At 33.8% G+C, this 25,493-nt stretch carries 18 protein-coding genes and 1 rRNA gene; 11 read left to right on the top strand and 8 right to left on the bottom strand.

Annotated features, from left to right (window positions below; all coding sequences use genetic code 11):
• Positions 1–44 precede the first annotated feature (44 nt).
• Together F555_RS08975 and F555_RS0102960 are read right to left on the bottom strand one after the other, a co-directional pair.
• Positions 45–1,513, bottom strand: a 16S ribosomal RNA gene (locus tag F555_RS08975).
• A 202-nt stretch (positions 1,514–1,715) separates the two neighbouring features.
• Complete coding sequence (locus tag F555_RS0102960; RefSeq protein ID WP_018153732.1) at positions 1,716–2,735, bottom strand: potassium channel family protein; 1,020 nt, start codon at positions 2,733–2,735, stop codon at positions 1,716–1,718.
• Positions 2,736–2,821: 86 nt separating this feature from the next.
• Between F555_RS0102960 and F555_RS0102965 the strand changes: the two genes are divergently transcribed.
• From F555_RS0102965 to F555_RS0102975, 3 genes are all read left to right on the top strand, one after another.
• A complete protein-coding gene (locus F555_RS0102965) occupies positions 2,822–4,309 on the top strand; it encodes a hypothetical protein (protein WP_018153733.1) in 1,488 nt (495 codons plus the stop codon).
• A 246-nt stretch (positions 4,310–4,555) separates the two neighbouring features.
• Positions 4,556–6,574, top strand: coding sequence for an ATP-binding protein (locus tag F555_RS0102970; protein ID WP_018153734.1), 2,019 nt, complete (start codon positions 4,556–4,558; stop codon positions 6,572–6,574).
• A gap of 100 nt (positions 6,575–6,674) precedes the next feature.
• Entirely contained in the window at positions 6,675–7,781 is a 1,107-nt protein-coding gene (locus F555_RS0102975) for a Fic family protein (protein ID WP_018153735.1), read from the top strand.
• Positions 7,782–8,284: 503 nt separating this feature from the next.
• Here the strand turns inward: F555_RS0102975 and F555_RS0102980 are convergent.
• On the bottom strand, positions 8,285–8,803 hold the full coding sequence (locus tag F555_RS0102980; protein WP_018153736.1) for a hypothetical protein: 519 nt from the start codon (positions 8,801–8,803) through the stop codon (positions 8,285–8,287).
• Between the two features lie 681 nt (positions 8,804–9,484).
• Here F555_RS0102980 and F555_RS0102985 point away from each other — a divergent pair.
• The 5 genes from F555_RS0102985 to F555_RS0103005 all read left to right on the top strand — a co-directional run bounded on the left by F555_RS0102985 (position 9,485) and on the right by F555_RS0103005 (position 14,443).
• On the top strand, positions 9,485–10,711 hold the full coding sequence (locus F555_RS0102985; protein WP_018153737.1) for an ArsR family transcriptional regulator: 1,227 nt from the start codon (positions 9,485–9,487) through the stop codon (positions 10,709–10,711).
• 81 nt (positions 10,712–10,792) lie between these two features.
• A complete protein-coding gene (gene mptA, locus F555_RS0102990; protein ID WP_018153738.1) occupies positions 10,793–11,737 on the top strand; it encodes a GTP cyclohydrolase MptA in 945 nt (314 codons plus the stop codon).
• 437 nt (positions 11,738–12,174) lie between these two features.
• Positions 12,175–13,272 (top strand): ATP-grasp domain-containing protein, encoded by a 1,098-nt coding sequence (locus F555_RS0102995; RefSeq protein WP_018153739.1) that lies wholly within the window; start codon positions 12,175–12,177, stop codon positions 13,270–13,272.
• Positions 13,259–13,816: a transcription factor E gene (tfe, locus tag F555_RS0103000; protein ID WP_018153740.1), complete on the top strand. Its 558-nt coding sequence runs from the start codon at positions 13,259–13,261 to the stop codon at positions 13,814–13,816. Before F555_RS0102995 ends, tfe begins: the two co-directional genes overlap by 14 nt.
• A 114-nt stretch (positions 13,817–13,930) precedes the next feature.
• Positions 13,931–14,443 (top strand): TIGR00295 family protein, encoded by a 513-nt coding sequence (locus F555_RS0103005; RefSeq protein ID WP_026182928.1) that lies wholly within the window; start codon positions 13,931–13,933, stop codon positions 14,441–14,443.
• A gap of 17 nt (positions 14,444–14,460) precedes the next feature.
• On the opposite strand, the gene F555_RS0103010 is transcribed toward F555_RS0103005, so the two are convergent.
• The 5 genes from F555_RS0103010 to F555_RS0103030 form a co-directional block, all read right to left on the bottom strand.
• Positions 14,461–15,345, bottom strand: coding sequence for a type II secretion system F family protein (locus tag F555_RS0103010; RefSeq protein WP_018153742.1), 885 nt, complete (start codon positions 15,343–15,345; stop codon positions 14,461–14,463).
• Positions 15,346–15,479: 134 nt separating this feature from the next.
• Entirely contained in the window at positions 15,480–16,526 is a 1,047-nt protein-coding gene (locus F555_RS0103015; RefSeq protein ID WP_018153743.1) for a type II secretion system F family protein, read from the bottom strand.
• 85 nt (positions 16,527–16,611) lie between these two features.
• Entirely contained in the window at positions 16,612–19,566 is a 2,955-nt protein-coding gene (locus F555_RS09300; RefSeq protein WP_018153744.1) for an ATPase, T2SS/T4P/T4SS family, read from the bottom strand.
• A 202-nt stretch (positions 19,567–19,768) separates the two neighbouring features.
• Entirely contained in the window at positions 19,769–20,788 is a 1,020-nt protein-coding gene (locus F555_RS0103025) for a transcription initiation factor IIB (protein WP_018153745.1), read from the bottom strand.
• A 15-nt stretch (positions 20,789–20,803) separates the two neighbouring features.
• Complete coding sequence (locus tag F555_RS0103030) at positions 20,804–21,073, bottom strand: Gar1/Naf1 family protein (protein ID WP_018153746.1); 270 nt, start codon at positions 21,071–21,073, stop codon at positions 20,804–20,806.
• A gap of 255 nt (positions 21,074–21,328) precedes the next feature.
• On the opposite strand from F555_RS0103030, the gene rbcL reads away from it, so the two are divergent.
• The 3 genes from rbcL (at position 21,329) to F555_RS0103045 (ending at position 25,476) form a co-directional block, all read left to right on the top strand.
• Positions 21,329–22,606, top strand: a complete 1,278-nt coding sequence (rbcL, locus tag F555_RS0103035) for a type III ribulose-bisphosphate carboxylase (RefSeq protein WP_018153747.1) — start codon at positions 21,329–21,331, stop codon at positions 22,604–22,606.
• Between the two features lie 261 nt (positions 22,607–22,867).
• Positions 22,868–23,938 carry a type 2 isopentenyl-diphosphate Delta-isomerase gene (gene fni / locus F555_RS0103040; RefSeq protein ID WP_018153748.1) on the top strand — a complete coding sequence of 357 codons (1,071 nt, stop codon included), beginning with the start codon at positions 22,868–22,870 and terminating at the stop codon, positions 23,936–23,938.
• A 191-nt stretch (positions 23,939–24,129) separates the two neighbouring features.
• The gene (locus tag F555_RS0103045) at positions 24,130–25,476 is read left to right on the top strand and encodes an RNase J family beta-CASP ribonuclease (RefSeq protein WP_018153749.1); all 1,347 of its coding nucleotides are present in this window, start codon (positions 24,130–24,132) and stop codon (positions 25,474–25,476) included.
• The last annotated feature ends 17 nt before the right edge of the window (positions 25,477–25,493 follow it).

Genomic DNA, 25,493 nt, shown 5'->3' on the forward strand with positions numbered 1-25,493 from the left:
TAAGCCCACAATCATTTGGTGCCTAGTAACGACCTTTTTTTCTTAGGAGGTGATCCAGCCGCAGGTTCCCCTACGGCTACCTTGTTACGACTTCACCCCCCTCGCTGAGCCCAGGTTCGACCTTAGCCAAAGGCCAAAGCCTCACCTCAACCCAACTCGGGTGGTGTGACGGGCGGTGTGTGCAAGGAGCAGGGACACATTCACCGCAGTATTATGAACTGCGATTACTACGGATTCCAGCTTCACGTGGGCGAGTTACAGCCCACGATCCGAACTACGGCTGGGTTTAGGAGATTAGCTTCCCCTTTCGGGGTCGCATCCCATTGTCCCAACCATTGTAGCCCGCGTGTAGCCCAGGGGATTCGGGGCATGCGGACCTATCGTTGCCCGCTCCTTCCTCTGGCTTAGCGCCAGCGGTCCCCTATGAGTGCTTTCTTCCCGGAGGAAGAAGTGGCAACATAGGGCACGGGTCTCGCTCGTTACCTGACTTAACAGGACGCCTCGCGGTACGAGCTGACGATGGCCATGCACCACCTCTCAGCGCTTCAGGCAAGGTCGTCAACCTGGCCGTCATCATGCTGTCGCCCCTGGTGAGATGCCCGGCGTTGAATCCAATTAAACCGCAGGCTCCACCCGTTGTAGTGCTCCCCCGCCAATTCCTTTAAGTTTCAGTCTTGCGACCGTACTCCCCAGGCGGCGGACTTAACGGCTTCCCTTCGGCACTAGATAGGCACGGGGCCTACCTAACACCTAGTCCGCAGAGTTTACGGCCAGGACTACCCGGGTATCTAATCCGGTTCGCGCCCCTGGCTTTCGTCCCTCACCGTCGGACCCGTTCCAGGCGAGTGCCTTCGCCATAGGTGGTCCTCCAGGGATCAACACATTTCACCGCTACCCCTGAAGTACCCTCGCCCTCTCCCGGTCCCAAGTCCAGCAGTATCCCTGCCAGCCCTACGGTTAAGCCGTAGGATTTAAACAGGGACTTACTGGACCGGCTACGGACGCTTTAGGCCCAATAAAAGTGGTCACCACTCGGGCCGCCGGTGTTACCGCGGCTGCTGGCACCGGACTTGCCCAGCCCTTATTCCTAAAGCTTTTTACACTTTAGAAAAGCCTACGCAGTGCGTAAGCACTTGGGGTCCCCCCGTCGCACTTTCGTGCATTGCGGAGGTTTCGCGCCTGCTGCGCCCCGTAGGGCCTGGGGCCGTGTCTCAGTCCCCATCTCCGGGCTGCCTCTCTCAAGGCCCGTACTGATCGTAGGCTTGGTGGGCCGTTACCCCACCAACTACCTAATCAGACGCAGCCCCATCCTCGGGCACATATGTTTTCAGAGAAGGATCATTCCAGACCTCTTCTCCTATGGGGTATTATCCTCAGTTTCCCGAGGTTATCCCCCACCCGAGGGTAGGTTAGCCACGTGTTACTGAGCCGTCCGCCATGGACCGAAGTCCATAGACTCGCATGGCTTAGTCGAACCCCAATAGCAGTGACCTCCGGCGGGATCAACCGGAATTAGTTGCCTTAAAGGCAACTACTCTCGTGGAGTACGTAAGGAATTGACATTGGTCGTTACTAGGTTTCACCTAGATTGTGGGCTTACATCCAACCTGAGCTCTTTAGTCAGGTTATCACATTTGCATAATATGACCGTGATCTGGAGTTTGTATTGTTTTTAGGTATGAAACAATATGTTTTAAAAAAATATATAATTTTAATCATTTATCATTCAATACCAACTTCTCTAAATTATCCAGTTGTTCCCCTGTTCCAAAAGCATAAATTTCATCATTTGAATTTAAGACCACATCTGGACGAGGATTTATCACTAAATTATCACCTTTTTTAATACCTATTATTGTAGCTCCGCTTTTTTGTCTTATCTGAGTATCAGAGAGACTTTTACCAGCTATATTGGAATCTTTAGGAATGGCTATCTTTCTAATTTCCATATCTTCATTATATTCATATTTCGCAATTGACATGAATGTTGAAACAAAATCCAAAATATCGGGTTTCAATGCCAGTTCTGCAAGCCTAAGCCCTCCAATAATATATGGCGAAACTACCTTATCAGCCCCAGCCATTAGTAGTTTATCCATCGCTACAATTTCATCAGCTTTTGCAATAACGTAAAGCTTAGGGTTTAATCTTTTGGCAGACAGTACTATGTAAACATTATCTGAATCGGTAGGTAACGTAGATATAAGACATTTTGCCTTACTTATCCCTGCATCAATTAAAACTTCATCCAATGTTGCATCTCCTTTAATAAAATTAAACGTCTGATCTTTTTCTAACTCATTTTCTAAAATTTCAGGGTTGTTATCGATAACCACAAAATCCACGCCCTCTTTTCTAAGTTTATTTACTACGACCCTTCCAACTCTACCATATCCACATATTATGTAATGATCATTTAATTTTTCAATCCTATTTTTCATCTTCATCATCCATCTCGTTTTTTTAAAATGCCCTTCTATGAAAAATTCAGCAAGACTACCTAAGGTATAAAGTCCAGCACTAACACCGAATACTATAAAAACAGAAGATAGAATTTTTCCAATTTCAGTTTTTGGAGTATAATCGCCGTAACCAACGGTAGATATTGTGACTATTGAAAAATATATTGAATTCAATAAATCTAATCCTTCAACATTCATAATTATTAAAGAAAACATAATAATTATAATAAATATTGTAAGAACGCCTAATTTTATTCTCTCAATGGCTTCCATAGTACCCCTTAACAAATATCAGATTAAAATATATTATATAATAAACATATTCATTTTTATTACTATACTATATCAAGGGGATATAAATGGAAATTGGCATATTGGATATAAAAGGCTCATTGCCTTGTTTTGAGAATTTTGGAAACTTACCTACAAAGATAATCGATGAAAACAGTATTAAGGAAATTAAAGACTTAAATATGCTTATAATACCTGGAGGAAGTTTAATTGAAAGTAAATCATTAAATGATGATTTAAAAAGATATATAACTGAATTTGACGGTTATATAATTGGAATATGTAGCGGATTTCAGGTGTTGTCTGAAAAAATAGATATAGGTAGAAAAAGCCCAATTCCCATAGTTAAAGAGGGTTTAAGCCTATTAAATGTAGAATTTTCTCCATTAATATGTACAGATAGGGTTGAATCAAGATTAGAAAATGACTCCATCTTTGGAAACGCCGGAGAATTAGGGCATGGATTTCACTGCCATACATACGGAGATATAAAAATAAAGGATGAAAAAACTAAAATACTAACAACTTCAAAAATAAAAAAACTAAATTATAAGATGGTTGGCGAAAAAGAAATAATATCCGGTGTATTCTGTAAAAATGTATATGGAACCATGGTTCACGGACTTTTAGACAATATTAACATTAAGGAAAATATATTAAAGAGTTTAAAGGTTGATGAAAACGAAAGAGAAGAAATCTATAAAAAAAATAAAGAAATTGTTGAGAAACTAAAATCTAAACGTTTGTTCAAAGATGGAGCTCCAGATGAACATGATAAATGTAGTAAATATAATAGTTCTGAGAGTGGAAAAAACGCGAAAAAAGGCATGGTACTTCTTGCCACAGGTTCTGAGAGTGGGAAAACGTTTCTTACCACAGGTTTGGTCTCAAAACTACCTGGAAAAACTTTTGTAGCTAAAATAGGGCCTGATGTAAGGGATATTGTGCCTGCACTCTATATATTGAGAGAACCTATGACTGAGTACAGCAGCATAAAAATCGCAGATAGGGGCTGGTGTAATGTTGATGACTTCTTAAAATTTGTTAAAAATTCGGATTATAACTACTACATAGTTGAAGGAGTAATGGGAGCATTTACTGGAGCTCTGAATAAGAGAAACTACAGTGGAGCCGAAATATCGAAACTTCTAAATTTTCCAGTATATATTGTATCATCATGTAGCAAAAGTGGGATAGAAGGGGCATTTGTAGAAAGTTTAGGTTATTATTCACTATTAAAAGAAATGGGAGTTAATGTTGAAGGTATTATACTAAATAGAGTATATAACTTTGATATTTTTGAGAAGGTTAAGAGAATAGGGGATGAGCTCGGTGTTAAGGTTATAGGTATCCGAAAAGCAGAAAATAGCAAATCTGAAAAAAGAGGTTTAATCCCTGAAGTTGAAATTGACTATGAGGAATTTTGTAGATTGACAAATAAATTAAACATACAACTCGAAATACCGAAACTTGAATTCAATGATGTAAAAAAAGAATATAAAAGTTTTGAAGATCATTTGAAAAACTGGAGCAAAAAAATAAAGGATATTAATTAATAAGGACTCTCATTATACAACGTACTCATAGTTTCAACAAAATAACAGCCCACTACAAAATTAGCTAAGGAATAACTCTAGAATCCACCAACAACAACTTTTTTAATTAATTTTTATTTTCATTAAAATTTAAACATTTAACAACATTCCCGCTCCTGCCCATATCACATATAAAATACATCATATAGATAATGTAACAGACATAATTATAATACCAACAACATATAATAATAGTTCGTGATACCAATGAACGAAGGTAAAATTGAGGAACTAAAACACTTAATAACCAACTATTTAAGAAATTTTCATAGTGACGACATTATTTCAGAAAATGAGAAGGTAGTTGTAGATTTAAAGAATATTTACGACTATGGGATTATAGAATTTGTAGAATTAATACATGAAAGACCAAAATTAGGATTGGAAATATTAAAAGAATGTTACGACAATGCATACTATACCCTAAAAAACGAAACACCAAACTGTGAAATTTCCATAAAAAACTTGCCTACAATATTCAACAAATCAGGGAAAAACAAGACAATTACTATAGAAAATATAAAAAGCAATACTTTAGGAAAACTAGTTGAATTTGAAGGCGTAGTGGTTACAGCAACAAAAATAAAATCTGCATTAAAAAAAGGAGTCTATATATGCGGTTCTTGTGGGGAAAAAACAGTTATTGAAGTTGAAAATCCATTTGAGGCTTCATTTGATCCATCCTGTAAAAAATGTGGCGGTGGAAATTTAGTACTAATTGAAGAGGAATCGGAGTTCATAGACTTTCAAGAAATAAAAGTCCAACAGCCATTAGATTTGATGGACGATCCCGAAGAACCTCCAAAGTACATAACTGTTTTTCTAACAAACTCTCCAGGAATATTCTGTGGACGTGTAAAAATAATGGGGATACCTATTAAAAACCAGAAAAATAGAAAAGTACCAATTTATGACATATATATCAAAGGACTGTATTGTGAAGTCATAGAAAACAAAATAGAAACCAGATTAAGTGAAGAAGACATTGAAAACATAGAAAAAGTAGCTAAAAATCCAAAAATTATAGATATACTGTCAGATCGACTCATTCCTGAAATAAAAGGATATAATATGGTTAAAAAGGCTATATTCTTACAACAAATAAAAGGTGTTGAAAAAGGGAATAAAAGAGCAGACAGTCACATACTTCTAATTACCGACCCGGGAATTGGAAAGACTGTCATGTTAAGAAGGATTGCAGAATTACCCGGAAATCTCTATGGTTCTGTGACGACAGCTTCAGGCGTTGGATTAACTGCAGCAGTTATAAGAGAAAAAACAGAAATTGGAGATGACACCTGGGTCATAAAGCCAGGTTTACTTGTAAAGGCAAATAAAGGTACTGCATGTATTGACGAGCTCACTGTGAATAGAGACCTTCAAAGTTTTGTATTGGAGGCAATGGAAAGTCAAACAATACACATAAGTAAAGGAGGAATAAACGCCAAATTACCATCCAAATGTGCAATACTTGCGGCATGCAACCCACGATGGGGAAGATTTGACCCCAATGTATCCGTTGCAGAGCAAATAAATATCCCTGCGCCTATGTTGAGTAGATTTGACTTAATATTTCCAATTAGGGATGAAGCTGATAGATCAAAAGATAAAGATATTGCAGAGCACATAATAAACGTCCATAGAGCTCTATTAAACAATGAAATTGATCAGATAGGTTTAGAATACATTGAACTAGACGGCGTTAAAATTGATAAAGATTTTATAATAAAATATATATCCTACGCAAGACAGAAAGAACCTATAATATCAAAAGATGCTGAAAAGGTTTTAATAGACTACTACTTGAGTATGAGGAAAGGTGCTGTTCAAATAACTGCAAGACAGTTAGAAGCAGCAATAAGGCTCGCCGAAGCTCATGCAAAGGCCAAATTAAAGGACGTTGTTGATGAAGAAGATGCCAGAGAAGCTATAACTATAATCACAGAATCATTAAAAGAAATTGCCTATGACCCTGAAACTGGGCAATTTGACATTGATAAAATAGCAGGTATCTCCAAAAAAGACAGAAATAAAATGACTCATATTTATGATATTATTAAAAAACTTGCAGAAAAGAATGAAGATGGTCTAGTAATATATGAAGATATTGTTGAAGAGGCCAAATCAGAAAACATAGATGAAGAAGAAGTGGAAAATATACTTAAAAAAATGGTCAAATATGGAGATATTGACGAGCCTAAAACTGGAAAATATAGGCTCATTTAAATCATTTAAACTCTTTAGAACAAGCCGTTTAAAAAACATGCAAATATACGCCAATATATACTAACTTTGACCAACCTTTAAGGTTGGGGTGTGATACTCTATGAACATGATATACAATGTGGCAGAAGATTTTTTAACTGGAGATATATGGATACTACCTACGGACAGGGATAACCTACTAGAACTAAATGAAAATGGATGTATTAAACTAGTCAGGAATATACCTGTTTTAAGGATTTTAGCCACACCATCTATAAAAAAAACAGTTAGTAGGTTAGCATATACAATAAAGGATAAAATGACAATGTTTAAAGGAGAAACATCAGGATGGATGAAAAATTTAATTAACTACCTCCATAAAACATACTTCGACAAAAAGAGCAACAATTACTATAAGGCAAAAAAGGCATGGTATAGATTTATAGGAGATTTATTTAAAAATATTAGAGATTGGGAGTTTAACAAAGTAAGAGGTAAAATAATCGCACTTTTGAGAATTTTAAACCCAGTACTTGTATTCGATATCCACAATACAACAAAGTGGAATTATACTACAAGTTTTGTTAAATTCATCAAAGAATTGAAAAAAAACAATATAACCGTCGTACTAAGGTGTCCGTTCGAATCTATGGACCATGTTAAAGAACTGTTTAAAGAATCCAGAATAAACAATATTGCAACAATTAAATACTACGGAAAAACACTCGGTCATACCATATCAGCAAAAGTTGCAAAATATTTAATCGAAATTTCGAATGGTAATTTGGATGTTATTAGATTGATACTGAAACATTCAAAAAGGGAGCTGAAATCATTGCGGGAGTTAAGGATACATTGGTTAAAAATAATACCTGAGATTGTTCCTAAAAAATATAGAAAAATTATGAAATTAGCCTGTAAACTGAAAAAATTCAATATAAAAAATATAGGCAATTATTTAAACTTCAGTTTATCCACAACCTACAACTATATGAATGAATTGGTTGAACTGGGCCTGTTAACTAAGAGGAAAGTTAGAAAAAACGTACTATTTAAAATAAGAATTGATAAGGATTCCTTGTTGAACGTAATAGGGAAATATAACCCCAACAACTTGCATGAGATTTTTTTAATAAATAGCAAATGTAGTAAATATGTCCAAAAAAATACGTTTTTAAAGAAAAAAGGGTTTTCTACTTTTCGAACTAAGTGTGATTATATAGAATAATACAAAATATACAATACATAATATCAAATATGTTGAGTGTAATGTTGTGACACAGCCTTATTTTTCGAATACTACTTATGATTCATATTATAAGAAAATTATTTTGCTATTTTTTAACTTATACGATTTCGAGTTTTCGAGTGTAGTGTATGTATAGAATTTTGGAAGGTATCCCCATTTAGGTTTTACAAAAATTATTCCAAACGTATTCTATATGTTATTACTATTTTGATCTATAAATGTATAATATGTATAAATAATAAACAATATGTTATAATATACACTATAGTGTGATTATACTACTAAAAACGATGTAAACAATCAATACTAATCTAGAGAAACATGTTTAATTATCATTAAACATATTTAACAAGATGATAACTACTATGTGGTAAATACTGGATAAATTACTCTCTGTTATAATCAAAAATGCATTTTTTATTTATTGGTGGATACATTTCAAAACCATATACATACATCACGTTCGAAAACCCGAAATACTATTATTTTGTAGATTGGTAATACTTTTTCAGATAGTTTATGTGCTTACATTCTTGAGATTGGCAGGATATACACCACCAAGTATCGTTTTTAGTTTTAAATACTCTCGAAACTTCTTCTCCCCTGTAGTCGTAGAATTTAAAAGTAATTCCTCCAAAATTATCGGCGAATTTTCTTATTTCAAATCCCATATTCTTTACTGGATAATACTTTGTTTCAAATTTCTTTTTCGGAAGACTTTCGAAAACACTCGAAAAACTAACGTCGAATATTTCGGGACATATTCTCTTTAATATTGATATTCCTTTCACCGTTAAGGAATATAAGACTTTATGTCTGTTTCTTTCTCTTTTAGCCACATTTAAAGCTACGCACATCCTTAAAAACTGTGAAGGTAGCCCTTTTGAAATTCGAAGGTTTTCGGATATCTGCTGGGGATAAGTTGTGCCATTAGTTAACACATAGTGTAAAATTAGTTTTCTAAATGGTGTTGAGATTATTCCTTTTACTAAGTTATCCATCAAATCACCTTTTTTTAGTTATTGGGTGCTCTTTGACTAAGATCTAATGAATATCTAATTTTTTAAACGAATATTTATCTTTAGGGTTTTTGATTCATATAACGTTTTTCGTCCAATACTAATTTACTAATAATTTTGATAGTATATATGTCTTTTTATTTGATAGTTTTTTGTTTAAAGCCAATAATTTGGATATGTTGAAAAATGTAGGGGGTATATCCGTTGTTTTAATTTTCTTATATGATACTTGATTAACTTTCAATTTTTAATATTTTATTCAAAGTTATTTTACGTTTTATGGTTATATTCACAATATATTTTTTAGTATATAAGTAAAAAATACAATTAAAGAAAAATTTATTAAATAAGAATAATTATATATACTTTTTCTTTTTTATTAAAATAAATTTTAATTGAATTTTGAGAGTCATTTGGCTTTGTATTGTTTATATAATTTTTTATTCACAATATTTTTGCTATTTTATGTTTTATTCACAATATTATTGCATAGTAAATAATTTATATAGTTATATCTATAAATATTTTTAGATGTTAAATTTTAGATTTTCGAATTTTCGAAAAGTATAAAAAAGTTGATAATGCAATTATCTAATTATTATTTTAAAATTTTCAAATTGAAAATTTGCACTAGGACGCTTCTTTTTAATTTATGGTGGTATTATGTTGGACCCTATTGAATTTATATACAATTCATCATCTATAACAAGAAAAGCGATGAATAGATTGAAACTAAAAACAAATCCTTTTTCGGAAAAACCTATTAGGGGAAATACTAAGTTTTTCGTAGGTAGAACTTCAGAGCTGAAAGAAATTGCCGACATATTGGGTGCAGCTCAGTATGGAAGTATAGCTAACGCTGCCATTGTAGGTACAAAAGGTATTGGTAAGAGCTCTATACTCAACATATTGTACTATGCTGCAAAAAGAAAGGGTTATTGGGTAGTGGAGCTCGAGGCCTCGCAAGTTACTCCCAGGCAATTTTTAATCCAGTTAATGTATGGTATTATTAAGGATAATTTATTTTCAATAGATGGTACTTTATCAACGGATTATATGGAACATTCCCAAAGAATTATTGAAATATATAGGCGACTGAACAACTATAGCGATAAAACACCGGTTCACTATCCAAGGGAAAAAATAGAAAGGGATTTGGATTATCTATTGACAAATGTGAGGGAAGAAGGAAAGTTATGTATAATAACAATAGATGAGGCAGACCAATTTGCTAAAAAAAGCTGTCTAAGCCTTTTACAGTTCTTTCATTCATTCCTCTATGAAGATGGAATTTTAGTATTTTTTGCAGGTTCTCCTACATTAATGGAGGGTTTAACAAAAGTATCTCCTGCAATGAAGGATAGAATACCTAAGGTAATAAACATGCCTCCACTCCTAAAAGAAGAAGCTTATGATTTAATTAAAAGACGATTGGAAGATGCTCACACAGTTAAAGCAGGAGATTATGAGCCATTTACCGATGCTGCAATTGATAAAATAGTTGAAGAGTGCGATGGAATCCCAAGAAAGATAATAATGACTTGTTCTGAGGCAATATCTATAGCTATGAAAAAAGGAATGGATAAAATAGATGAAGACATAGTTAGAATGGCAATGAAAAAACTAGGTATTAGTGTAGGTCATCAAATATTAAATCATTTAACACCTGCCCAATCTAAAATAGTTCAAGCACTTGCGGATTTGGGCGGCAGTTCAACAGTAACTGAGTTAGCTAGAATTTTAAACAACTCTCCTGGAACTATTGGAACTCATTTATCGGATATTTATGAAATGGGGTATGTATATAAAGAAAGAGTGGGTAATAATGTATATTACTCATTATCAAAGGAACTAACAGAGGTTCTAATCAATGAAGATGAAGAAAATTAATATATTCCTAATCCAAGGATGGAAACTTGTTAAAAGTCCCGGATTTTATTAAGGATTTGTTCTAGGAGCAAAGGTGGTTAAATGTTGTTTTGTGATGTTCAAGCTACTGAACCTGATATTAAAGTCTCACTTACAAGGGTCGGTGTAACCAACCTAAAAAAACTTGTAAAAATAAAAAGAAAAGCAAAAAGGCCCATAGTACTTTTGCCCACTTTTGAAGTCTTTGTTGATTTGCCAAGTTCCCAAAAGGGAATACATATGTCCAGGAGCCCCGAGGTAATAGAGGAAATTATTGAAAATATAATTATCGAAAAAGATGTGTATGGTCTTGAAGAACTTTCCGTAGATATTGTAACAAAATTGTTTGAAAAACATGAGTATGCAAACAGGGCAGAAGTTCTCATATATGGGGACTATATGATGGAAGAAAAATCTCCAGTAACGGAAAAAAAATCCCAAGAAATATGTAAAATAATTGCCAGAGCATATGGTATAAAAAAAGATGGCAAAATAAACATTAAAAAAATGGTTGGGGCAGAAGTTGTAGGAATGACTGCATGCCCTTGTGCCCAAAATCTTTTAAAGGAAAAGGCTGTGAAAAATCTGAAAGATCAAGGATTTTCAGATGAAGATATTAAAAAAATAATGAGCTCGGTAGTCATAGCAACCCACAATCAAAGAGGGATAGGTACTGTAATGATCGAAGTACCTCATGGTTACGATGTTGGAATTTCAAATATAATTGAAATAATAAAGAAGTCAATGAGTGGAGAAGTATATGAACTTCTAAAGAGAAGTGATGAAGCTTATGTTGTAGAAACTGCCCATAATAATCCTAAATTTGTTGAAGATTGTGCCAGAGAAATGATTAAAAGAGTCGTAGATGAATTTAGCTATCTTCCGGATGATACTCAAGTTTTAGTAAGGCAAGTAAATAAGGAAAGTATTCATAGGCATGATGCATTTGCAGAAAGGTTTTCGACAATGGGTGAGCTAAGGGAAGAATTATCTAAAACACACAAATAGTTAAACTCGACGAAAATCAAAGATTTTTGTGAATCGACATCGAAGCAAATCTTCGATTTGCTGTCGAAGCGAATCCAAAGGATTCGCTGACTTACGAAAACCTGAAAGGTTTTCGTTAAGACTCACAAAATCTGAAGGATTTTGTCTAGAATTCCAAGGAAATTTGTCTCGATCAGCAAATCACCAACTTCGTTGGTGAGCTACAAATCCGAAGGATTTGTTCAATTTCCTTGAAATTTGCTTCGACAGCGAATCATTCTGATTCGCTTCGATATTATATCAATTATACAATATATGATATTTTTTTAATACAATCCTCGAACATAGCAGAGGATATAATCTTTACTTTTAACACTCACCCGTTAAGAGATCTTCGGATTTTCTCGTAACATATATATACAATTAACTATACTTTCACTCAATTATGTCGTGATTTTATGAAGGTACTTGTGGTAGGAGTTAACACTCGTCCAGTGGTTAATTCTGTTAAAAATTTAGGTTATGAAGTTTATTCTGTATCTTATTACAATCCAATGGATTTAAATGCAGATAAAAAGAAATATATTATAAATGACAAACAACACGGACACTTTAAAGATAAATACAATGAAAAAGAATTGATAAACCTCTCTAAAAATTATGTTGATGAGGTAGATTTAATTTTTGTTTGTTCAGGAATTTTTGAGAGCAAACATTCAAAAACGCCAGATTGGGACGTTGTTGGAAATTCACCAAAAAAGATTAAAAGGGTAAGTAACAAATATCATACTATACGAAAGTTAGAGAATCTGGGCTATAATGTACCTATAACGTATATTGCAAATAATTTATTCCAACTTGAAAAGTACTTATCGGAGTTAAAATCTGTAGTTATAAAGCCCATCTCAGGTAGTGGCGGGATGGGTGTAGTTTCATTAAGTTATGATGGATTGGACTGGGAATTAAAACGAAGCAAAGATATTTTAAACATTAAGTTTCCAGTAATTGTCCAAGAGCTGATTCAATCATATAGCTTTAGTGCATCATTTATTGATTTGAATTTCATAACATTCAATAAACAAATAATTGAAAACAACATGTATATTGGGAATATAACCCCTTACATGCCTAAGGATATATCAAAAGAAAGTACCGTATCCCAATTTAAAGAACTGATAGAGGCTTTTGATTTAAAAGGGATGAATGGTATTGATTTCATGATTAGAGATGGTAATCCTTGTATTTTAGAAATAAATCCTCGAATTCTAGGGACATTTGAAACTATAGAAATGTCATCTAATGAGAACCTTGCAAGTGCTATACTAACCAATAAGCCCGTAAAACCGAAATTCCAATTTTTTAAAAGAATTTTATTTGCAAAAGAAAAACTTGTAAGTTATATTAAAAAACAACCCCTTGTTTTTGATATTCCAAGGTACGGCGCAATAATCGAACAAAATGAGCCACTAACTACAGTAATTGGAAGAAACATTGATGAAATCAACAAAGTAACAGACCATGTTTTCAAGAGGTGCATCAGTTATGAAACTAAGTAAGGGAGAAATTTATGACATGCTGGACAATCCCTTAGTTCAGCAAGTTATATTTGACATAGTGGAAGAGGATATGAGTGGATTCAATATTTTAACCATTCTTGTAGAATTAGAACAGGTTACCGATGATGAAATTTCAAGACAGCTCAATTTAAAACTAAACAATGTTAGAAAAATTTTATATAAATTGTATGAAGCAAGGCTGGTAAATTACGATAGAGAAAAAGATGAAGAAACCAACTGGTATATATATACCTGGAAACCAGCTCTTGAAAAACTACCTTATGTTGTAAAAAAGAAAATGGAGCAAATACTCGAAGACATGAAAAAACAACTCGATATTGAGGAGAATAATATTTTCTTTTACTGTTCCAGTTGTGAATTGAAGTTTACTTTTGAAGATGCCATGGACAATGGGTTTAGGTGTCCGCACTGTGATGAAAGACTTCACGAATATGACAATCGGAACGATATTAAACTAATTAAGGAGCAGATAAAGTTCTTAGAGGATGAGTTCAAACTAAATCCTTTATTTTCTAATTTATAATTTTTTGGTGAAAGTATGCACGGTGCTTTTTTAGATGGTTTAAATTTTAATTTTAAGGAATTGTATCCTAATTTAACAAGCATATTGGAACATCCTCAATCATACCGTGGCGATATGTATTTAAAATTTAAAGAATTATTATATTTCCTTTTAGAACACTGCGAAAAAAATGTTGTTTTACACTGTTTGGCAGTTTCAGATTATGTCTATGAGTTAGGAATTCAAATAAAAAATAAAGGAGTAGATTTTAACTTAGAATTGGCTGTTTTAGGTGGGCTTTTACACGACATTGGCCGGTGTAAAACACACGATATAACCCACGGTATTGTTGGGGCAAATATTTTAAGAGAAAATGGTTTTAAAGAAGAACTTGCATTAATTGCTGAAAGGCACATCGGTGCAGGAATTCCAAAAGAGGAGGCTTTTGAACTAGGTCTTCCCCCTAAAGATTATATCCCAATGACTTTAGAAGAAAAAGTAGTAGCACATGCTGATAACTTAATAAACGGTACAAAAAGAGTAGATATGGATTTTGTAATAAATAAATTTAGAAATAGGTTGGGAGATCATCCCTCTATAAACCGAATTATGGAGTTAGATGCTGAGATAAATAAATTATTAATATAACAAATATTTATCTTTTTTTAGCTAAACAACACTCCAGATAGGTATAATGTTCCATAGAATGCCGTAATTCCAAAAGTCATACAAAATGCACAAGTTATTACCATCCTATTAAGTTTTATGCCAAATAAGGGTATTGAAAATAAAAGACCAAATATGCCAGTTCCTAATTGAATAACTTCAACTGCCCTAGCGATTTGATCATGTGATATGGGGGGCATTGATGGTGTCAATTGTGACAATATAGATAAATAACCTCCAATTAGACCTGCAGTTGCCGGTATAACACCACAAAGGATAATTAACCCAACTGCAAGACCGTTCGCTGTAATACTTAACAACTGGGCCTTTAAATTTTGTAAATCTTCGAGAGTTTTTGCCAAGGTTTTGAGTGTGGTTGCCAATTCCCCTCCATATTTTCTATTTTCAATTATCAACCTACCAAGTTGTCTGAATATCCTAGAGTCGATGGAGTTTGAGACTATTAACATAGCGTCTTCAAAACTTAGCTTTCTCTCAGTCATCAATACAATAACCTTTGAGAAAATGACATCGACTTCACGGATACCGCTGTTTATAACTTCGTTGATTGCATCTATTACTGAACGTCCGGATTCTAATGATAATATCATTACATAAAGTGCTTTTGGAATGTTACGTTCAAATCTCTCAATTTTAGACTCATGGAGTAGGGAAGGTATTGATAACACAGAACCCAAATACACAAAAGTCAATATCAAAGTAGTTCGTGTTGTAAAACCCAATAATAATTTTAATATTGCCGGCATTATTGCTATAACTAGTAATATGGCAATAAATATTCTCTCATCAATTTTCTTTCCAGCTTTTTTTAGTATTAATATATTACGCTTTACAATATAATTGTAAAGTTTTTGAATGTTCATATTTTCACTTCACCTACTGGCGCTAGCTCCTTTTTGAGGATAATTCTAGACTAGACAATGGTAATATAATAAATATGGATAATAATAACATGAGGATGTCCCTATTTTACATAATATTAAAAGAGAGCTCTCATTTATTCGATTTTCATTTTAATAAATATTGCGAATACCAGTGTGGATATAGGCCCTATTTTAGTTAGTACAAGGTCTATAGTGTTTATTATTCCATCAAATCCTTGTTGCCCCCCAAGGGCAGATTGCATCATCCCAGCAAATGGTAATATCATACCTACCCCAAATACGAGGTTTCCTAAATTTGATATTTGGAATTTTGAAGAATCAATTTTTGATAATGACTCTCTAACGATTTCATTGTACAGATTTTCTAAAAGCAATTGCGTTCCCCCTTTATTTGCAGCAATTATAAGCTGATCGTAGAGTTTTTTCATTAATCCAATTTTTGTTCTTCTTTTTGCCCTCTCAATGGCCTCAATAAAGTTATAACCCCCTCTGTTGATATCGTATAATATATTTCTAAATTCAAAATATGTTATCCCATATTCTGGATTGGTTGCGATATTTTTTAAGGCTTCTTGAATAGATGCTCCTGAGTTTAATAGAGATATAATGTGTAAAATAGATATCAATATTTGGATTTTTATCTCACCACGAAATAGTGTTAGTCTTATTTTAGGATATAAAGTCCCACCTAAGAGTATTAGTACTGCAACTATCAAACCATTAAATATACTTAAAATTGGATTTCCTGTAATTACACCATATATGGCGAACAAAACAATAGTTGCAATTGAACCCAATATCAACTTTAGAAAATATGCTCTTTCATCTGCTATTCCAGCATATTGGAAGTCCCTCTTTGAAGGTAAGAATGATGTATGAGTCACCCAATAGGAAAATGACTTAGAATAATCATCTAAAACTCCAAAATCACCTTTAGATATTAAATCGTCAATATCGATCTTCATTACAGGTGTTTCATCAATATAGGGTTCGTAAAATTCCAATATCTCCTCTTCAGGATGCATCTTTTTTCCTAAAACTCTTTTTAAATACTGGGATCTTACAGTACGAGGTATTATACTTTTTTTCCGTTTAAATCCTAAACTACGTAAAATACTATTTAAACTATCGCGTAGCGAGTCATAAAGACTTTTTTTCATAATATCACCAATAGGGGGCAGAGAAAGCAGCAGGGAAAATGATTTTATCACACACCCAAAAGTTATAAAATGAAGCTCTCTTATTTTATTCTAAAATACTCTTTAACATGGCTTCCGGATTTTCTTGATATTTCTTAATTATTTCCCCTACTTTTGTGATTCCATTTATATTGTTGTTTATCATATACTTTAGAACTTTTTTCCTACTTATTCTATCGTCCATGAGTTCATCCCTTGTTATACCTGCAATATCACAAACTTCCTCTTCCCACATGCAAATTCCTGTTTTAACGATAGAATCGGTTACACCATCGTATTTAAAATGTTCTGTTTTACTTATGTCTTCACCACTACCGCTAATTTCAACTACACCCAAAATTCTTCTTAGGGTTTTTTTATTTCTTTTAATTCTTTGCTGATTTATAATAAAATCCAATGAAGAAATCATGACCTTTGGAACATTCATCGGTGGGTTTATCAATCTCACAATGGCTTCATCAGCACTGTTTGCGTGAAGCGTTCCTGAGCAGTTTGAAACGATAAATCCACCATACTTACCTGCAATGTATGTGTGGTTGTCGTCAACTGTTAAATCATAAATATATCCTTTGTATTCAATTTCTTCAACACTTACAACTTTATCCCAATATATGTCTGAATTCGCCAATATTTTTAAGTTTTCAGCATTTAATATTCCTGCTATTTCATTTAGCTTCGTTTTAGAAGGGTTTCTTACACCTGTTTCATAAGCTCGGATTAAACTTCTGGTTTTTAATCCGAGCTCCTCAGCTAATTCTTGCTGTGTTAGTTTATTGTTTAATCGATAATATTTTATCAATTTTCCGATATTTGGTATAACATCTATGGAATTTTTGGATTTAAGCAATATGTTATTTAACTTTTCACGTTTTACATGGTGTGTGAAACCAATATGTTTCCAGTATTTCCATATATTATCATGTCCACTAATAGTTATTTTATAGTATGGGCCGATATTTCCTTTTCCATCTATTTTTTGTTCTGATTTATGAGATATAATCCCAAATCTTAGCAGTAAATATGGAAGAGTAATTGCAAGATTTTTGTTCGATGTTGCAAATTCAATACATCTTGTAGTTTCATTTACATGGCCATCAGAATCAAATAATCCTTGTATAAATTCTGATAAATAATCATCGTCTGATAGTAATACATCTCTTGGGATACTGAATGATTTTGTTTTATTTCCAATTGGGATATATTTTGAAAGTTTACTGGCTGACTCTACTCCATACACTTTGGCTCTTGTGTAGTTGTTATATTTTAAACAAACAACATTTCCATAATTACTCAGTTCACTTGAAACTTTTTCAATTACGTCGCTATCTTGATTTACAAAGTCAATGCAATATTTGCTTAAATGACCATCTCCTAATAAAGCACCAATTAAATATGGATTTTCAACATTTTTTCTTTCAACCGGGTGAAGCGTAGAGCTACAAAATCCATAAGAATTTTGTTCAACTTTTAGTTCTCTTGGGAGTGCAATATAATCGTTAATTTTAACCATTTCCGCATTTATCTCAAATATTTTATTATTTAGAGTATATATTGGATGGTCATGAGTAAGGATTATTTCTTTACCACTTTTTGTTTTTATTTTCATCATCTTTCCAGAGTATTTTTTTCTCCAAACTCTTGATATTAATTTATCCTCAATTTTTAAAGTGGTTTTATTGAAACTTTTAATAAATGTGTTTTCATTAGATATGTCAATCCATTCGAATCCATTACTTTCTTTTACTTTCATTGAATTATACTTTTTAAAAAATTTATCAACAAATTCTCCGATACTAACAATATTTCCATTAGATAGATAAATAGGCTCATCTTCTGCTAATGCACCATCATGCCCCGTATTCATAGCAACTAAGAGAGATTGAGCTTCTGAACCTCTGACCTCTCCTACAAAGATCCTATCTGGCCTCATCCTCAAGGCGTTCTTAATTAAATCTTCCATAGTGATCTCATATTCTGGAATTCCAGGTCTTGGTGGTCTTGTTATCATTTTGATAACATGCGTAAGTGGAATTTGCAACTCTGGAGTATCTTCAATAGTTATAATCCTGTCGGTGTACATTGAAAACATTGAAACTATGTTAAGTGTTGTTGTCTTACCTGAACCAGTACCACCTACAATCAGGGTGTTCGCAGGCTTTGCTCCAAAATAGCCTTCAATAGCCTGCCATAAAAAAGCAGCAAGTTCTAGGTCAAAAGTACCAAACTTTATTAAATCAACAATAGTTAGTGGTTCTGCCGAGAACTTACGGATTGTTAGGGTACTTCCATTTAATGTTACATCGGATGTTGTTGCGTTAACCCTACTACCATCTGGTAAAAAAGCATCTAACATTGGACTTCTGGAATCTATAGATCTACCTGCTAGATAAGCTATACTTTCAATTATTCTAGTCAATTCACTTTTATCTAGTAATATGTTTGTTTCACACATTTGAAATTTTCTATGGAATACAAATGTGGGATTATTTAATCCATTCACCATAACTTCTTCAAGGTTTTTATCTTTTAAGGGTATTTCTAAAAGCCCTAACTTTCCAATTGTAAGATAGAAGTATTTTGACAAATGAAGAATATCTATATCCCTAAGGCCCAAATTATTTTTTTCTGAATAGTTTTTTAAGTACCCTTGAATTTGGCCTAGTCTTTCAAATAAACCTTCTGAAAGATCTGATTTTATAGCTGCCAACTGATCTTCTGAAAGCTTGGCCAACGCTGAGTTTATCAACATGATTTCAGGTATTTTATAATAGGTTATCCCTTCTTTTTTTTCGATAATAACGTCAAACTCAACATCATCAACTTTTAAAAAATATTTATCCAATAAATTCGAACCTATGGATTCACTTATTTGTGATATATCGCTGATTAATGGGCCAGTAGTTTTTTTAATTTCAGGACTGGGTTTTTCTTCTTCTTTTTTTTCTTCTTTTTTAACGGGCTTTACTACTTCTTTTTTATGAATTCTATCAAAAAGACCCATAAGATCCCCACCATAAAATAATATAATTAATTAAGCTTAAAATTAAATTGATTATATGATGGTGTGCATTACTTATTAAACTTATTATTTGGTAAATTTATTGTATCGCTGTCTTTTGTTAATTGTTAAATTGGAATTAGATAACATACGTCTTTTACTTCTATTTCATTTGGTAATTATTTTAAGTTTAATTGCACACCTATTATAATGTCACATCAATGTCTAAATGTTCTGTTAGTTCCTTGTATCTATTTCTTATTGTTACCTCAGTAACTCCTGCAACATCTGCAACTTCGCGTTGAGTTCTTCTAGTTCCATGTAAAACGCTTGCAATATATATTGCTGCTGCAGCAACCCCTGTTGGACCTCTACCGCTAGTTAAACCTTTTTCATTGGCTTTTTGGAGTATAGATATAGCCTTTGATTCAACTTCTCCCGGTAGCTTAAGTTCTGATGCAAATCTTGGGACATAATCTATTGGGTTTGTTGGAGTTAGTCTTATGTTTAATTCCCTTGAAATAAATCTATAGGTTCTTCCAATTTCTTTTCTATCTACTCTGGATCCTTCTGCAATTTCATCCAAAGTTCTTGGGACTTTACATCTTCTACATGCTGCATATAATGCTGCTGCAGCAACCCCTTCAATGCTTCTACCTCTAATCAGGCCTTTTTCAACAGCTCCCCTATATAAAACTGCTGCGTTTTCCCTAACGTTTCTTGGGAGACCTAATTTAGATGCTATCCTATCCAATTCAGACAAAGCAAACGCTAAGTTTCTTTCTGAAGCATCTGAAACCCTAATTCTTCTCTGCCATTTTCTTAATCTATAGAGCTGAGCTCTTTTATCGGCTGAGATATCCTTCCCATAACTATCTTTATTTCTCCAGTCGATAACTGTGGACAGCCCTTTATCATGTATTGTGTAGGTCATAGGAGGTCCGACTCTACTTCTTTTGACGCGCTGTTCATGATCAAAGGCTCTCCATTCAGGGCCTACATCAAATAAGTTTTGCTGCAAAACACACCCACAAGTTTCACAAACAATTTCGGCTCTTTCATAGTCCTTAATGATATTTTTACTGCCGCACATAGGACAAATAAGTTCTTCTTCTTTTTCAAGAATGACATTTTTATTTGATGAATCATTATGCTCTATTAATTTATATATTTCTTTCTTATTTTCTAATTTCTTTTTTTCCTTAACAACAGGTTTGGTAGCCATGATTTACACCATATTTTATCTTTTATTTTTAGATTTGGCCCCTTTCTTAGAATTTACGATAAAAGTTTCTTTACTCCCTATACATCCCTGAATATCCACGTTTTTAAGAGGTATGATCTTCACATATGGTTTATTAACCGGCCCAAAAACATCGTAAATTTTCCCAATCTTTATGATCTTATTTCTGGTTTTTAAAACAACAAAAGAATTTATCCGGGGCTGACGGTATGTTCTGCCTATTAATTTTCCTTTAGGAGTTTTATGTAAAATTTCTATTCTTTCCAAAATGACGCCTCCAATATAAGAACTCCTTTTAACCATGTATTTAAAACAATTGATTTAAGATATGCCATTACAAGTACATTGCTATCTATATTTAATAGTATATAAATGTTTCGAAAACTATATATATCGCCTACTTAAAATCTGAATAAGTCTCATTTGAGGAACATATCTAAAATAATATAATGGATAGGATCAATAGGCATATAATGTATTAAATTGATAAATTAAAACCTGATTAATTAGGGGAGGGATTTTATGGATTACGTGGAATTAGGGTACAAACCAAAAGAAAATGAATTATTATCATGCATCAAAATTAAAGCAGAAGATCTTGAAAAAGTTGCAAACGAAGTTGCAGCGGAGAGCTCTATAGGGACATGGACAAAGATTAAAACAATGAAGAAAGAAGTCTATGACAAACTCAAGCCTACGGTATATGAAATAAATGAGATAGGAACCGATGGAAAGGATAAGATAGGTATTATAAAAATAGCTTATCCATTGGATGCATTTGAACCTTCAAACATGCCTGGAACTTTGGCAGGAATAGCTGGGAACATTTTTGGAATGAAGATAGTGAAAGGATTAAGAATTTTAGATTTTAGATTCCCTGAAGAGTTTATAAAAGCCTATAAAGGACCAAAATATGGTATAAAGGGAATAAGGGATTTGTTAAAAGTTGATAATAGGCCTTTAGTAGGTACCATAGTTAAACCTAAGGTTGGATTAAATACCGAAGAACATTCAAAGGTAACCTATGAATCATGGGTCGGAGGTTGTGATATAGTAAAAGATGATGAAAATTTAGTTTCCCAGGATTTTAACAAATTTGAAGATAGAATTTTTAAAGTAATGGAGTATAGAGATAAAGCTGAAGATGAAACTGGAGAGAAGAAGATCTACATGCCAAATATAACTGCACCATATAAAGAAATGATACGAAGAGCTCAGGTTGTAAAGGATGCAGGTTGCGAGTATGCTATGCTGGATGTTGTGGTTCTAGGCTTTTCAGCGGTTCAGCAGTTTAGGGAAGAAGATTTTGACTTTGTAATTCATGCCCACAGGGCTATGCATGCGGCAATAACCCGTTCCAGAGAATGGGGAATTTCAATGTTGGCGCTTTCTAAAATATATAGACTTTTAGGTGTGGATCAGCTCCATATAGGAACTGTTGTTGGAAAGATGGAAGGGGAGCAGGATGAGGTTTGTGGAATAAGGGATGAAATTGTACAAGATAGTGTTAAAAAGGATGATTTGAATAAGTTCTTTGATCAAGAGTGGTATGGAATGAACAATGTATTCCCTGTTTCATCAGGAGGAATATATCCAAAATTAGTACCTAAAATAACAGATATGTTAGGAAAGGATGTTATACTACAGGCAGGTGGAGGTATCCACGGGCATCCAGATGGAACAATCTCCGGGGCAAAAGCTATGAGAGCAGCAGTTGAATCAGTAGCTGAAGGTATTTCACTGGAACAAAAGGCAGAAGAAGTTCCTGAGTTAAAAACAGCACTTGAATATTGGAAATGAATTATTCTAAAACATATGGCCTATAATTAATATTTATTTTCAGTTTTGATAACTTCAATATATTATTTTTTAAATATTATTTTTTTATTGCACTATTTTTTAGGAAACTTTTTATTTTAATTAAACTGATCTATACTTAGGTTTATAAGGGAATGAAATAAATGGAATTATGTTTTATACAACTTATAACTATTTTATGAAACTATCATATAATGCGGATTTCTCACGTATATGGGGTTAATAATATATAGGTGATTGTTAATGAATAATAACAACATCGAGTTTAGAAAGTTGGAACACTTACTTGTGTGTAACTACTGCGATGTAGAGTATAAGAAAGGAACACTTTTTAGTGATGTAGAATTAATACATAGTGGAGTATCAAGATGTGACTTAGAGGATATAGACACATCAATTGAATTATTTGGAAAAAAATTGGGAGCTCCACTTATTGTTGCTGCCATAACTGGTGGCCATTCCAAGGCAAAGGAAGTAAATAAAAATATTGCAATTGCAGTAGAGGAACTTAATTTAGGAATGGGTGTAGGTTCTCAAAGGGCAGCAATAATGCACGATAATTTGATAGATACCTATTCGGTTGTAAGGGACCATACATCTTCTTTAATTCTTGGAAATTTGGGTGCTGTTAATTTTGTAGAAGACGGGTGGGATGTAGAGACCATTAAAAAATCAGCTGAAATGATAGATGCCGATGCAATGGCAATTCATTTCAATCCACTTCAGGAGGCTATTCAGCCAGAGGGAGATGTAAACTTTAAAGGAATGGAAGTTATAAAGGAGTTAATAGCCGATTATAAAAAAACTTACGGTAGTTTACCATTTGTTGCAAAGCAGGTTGGAGAAGGGTTTTCAAAGGAAGACGCCGTATTTTTAAAGAACCTCGGGTTTGATTCCATAGATGTGGGCGGAAGTGGAGGAACCTCCTGGGCAGCTGTTGAAATGTATAGGATAAAGGATGAAGAGATGAGAAGTTTCTCAGAACAGTTTGTAAATTGGGGTATTCCAACGGCAGCTTCGGTAATGGAGGTTAGAAGTGTCTTTAACGGTCCAGTGATAGCCACCGGAGGAATTAGATCAGGTATCGATATAGCCAAATCCATAGTTATAGGTGCAGATTGCTGTGGAACGGCGCTTCCTATTTTAAAAGCTGCACTGAAATCTTCAGATGAAGTAGTTAAAGTCCTTGAAAGGATGATAAAAGAGCTGAAAACTAGTATGTTTTTGGTTGGAAGCAGTAATATTGAGGAGCTGAAAAAAACATCTTATGTGTTAAAGGATGATTTAAGAGAATGGGTTTCCCAAAGGATTTAATCCTTTTTCGTTTCAGCACGTGTAAAATCCGAAGATTTACAGCTGTCCTTGCTTTGCTTGGATATTTTATACTGTTGTTACTGTTAATCTTTGTTATAATTATGTTGTTATTTATAACAACCAAGGGGCGGAAAATATGAAAAAACTACAGAACCTTTGGTTGTATCTAAAAAGAAATAGGATGTGATAATTTGCAGTTAGAGGTTGTAGCTATAGGTGGATATGAAGAAGTTGGAAGAAATATGACTGCCGTCAATATTGATGGAGAGATTATAATATTCGATATGGGTATCAGGCTCGATAGGGTTATGATACATGAAGATGTGGATATTTCAAAGATGCACAGTTTAAATTTAATTGAAATGGGCGTTATACCTGATGATACTGTAATGAAGAATATCGAGGGTGAAGTTAAGGCTATAGTCATAACTCACGGACACCTCGATCACTTTGGAGCAATAACCAAACTGGCCCATAGGTACAATGCCCCTATAATTGGGACGCCGTACACTTTGGAACTTATAAAAAGAGAAATTTTGAGTGAAAGGAAATTTGATGTCAGAAATCCATTAATTACCCATGAAGCAGGGCAGGTAATGGATTTAACTCCAAATATTTCTTTGGAATTTATAAGGGTGACCCACAGTATCCCGGATGCAGTACTTGCAGTATTGCATACTCCATATGGGGCTATAATGTATGCAAATGACTTTAAATTTGATAACTTCCCTGTTGTAGGTGAAAAACCAGATTACAAATCCATAAAGAGGGTTGGTAAGCAGGGAGTAATTTGCATGATCTCAGAGAGTACTAGGGTAGATTTCCAGGGAAAAACTCCATCAGAAGGAGTAGCTGCAAACCTATTAAAGAACGATTTAATAGGTTCAGATAATGAAGGTAATGGTGTGGTTGTAACTACGTTCTCATCACATATAGCTAGAATAAAATCAATCACAGATATTGCCGTTAAGATGGGTAGGACTCCTGTATTGATAGGAAGATCCATGGCCAAGTACTGCGGAATTGCGGAAGATATTGGTATTGTAAAATTCCCAAAAGAAACAAGAATATGTGGGGATCCTTCAATAGTAGATAGAACATTACATAATGTAATGAACGAAGGTAAGGAAAACTACATGTTAATTGTTACTGGTCACCAAGGTGAAGAAGGGGCAGTTTTATCCAGAATGGCAACCAACAAAACGCCATATAGATTTGAAAAACATGATCAAGTAATATTTTCAGCAGATGTTATTCCAAACCCTATGAACTCAGCTCAAAGATACATGTTGGAAGCTAGACTGGCTCTAATGGGTGTAAGAATATTTAAGGGAGCTCACGTATCAGGACACGCTGCCAAGGAAGATCATAGGGATATGTTAAGATGGGTAAACCCTGAACACGTAATCCCATCACATGGTGATTTCAACCTAACAGCTACCTATGCAAAACTTGCAGAGGAAGAAGGTTATAGATTAGGTGAAGATGTTCACTTGCTAAGAAATGGCCAGAGTTTGAAATTTGAAAGGATACTCTAGTTTGGGTTGAGGTGGAA

It is taken from the genome of Methanothermococcus thermolithotrophicus DSM 2095 (genome assembly GCF_000376965.1).
In the GTDB taxonomy this organism is placed as follows: Archaea; AGJL01; Methanococci; order Methanococcales; family Methanococcaceae; genus Methanothermococcus; species Methanothermococcus thermolithotrophicus.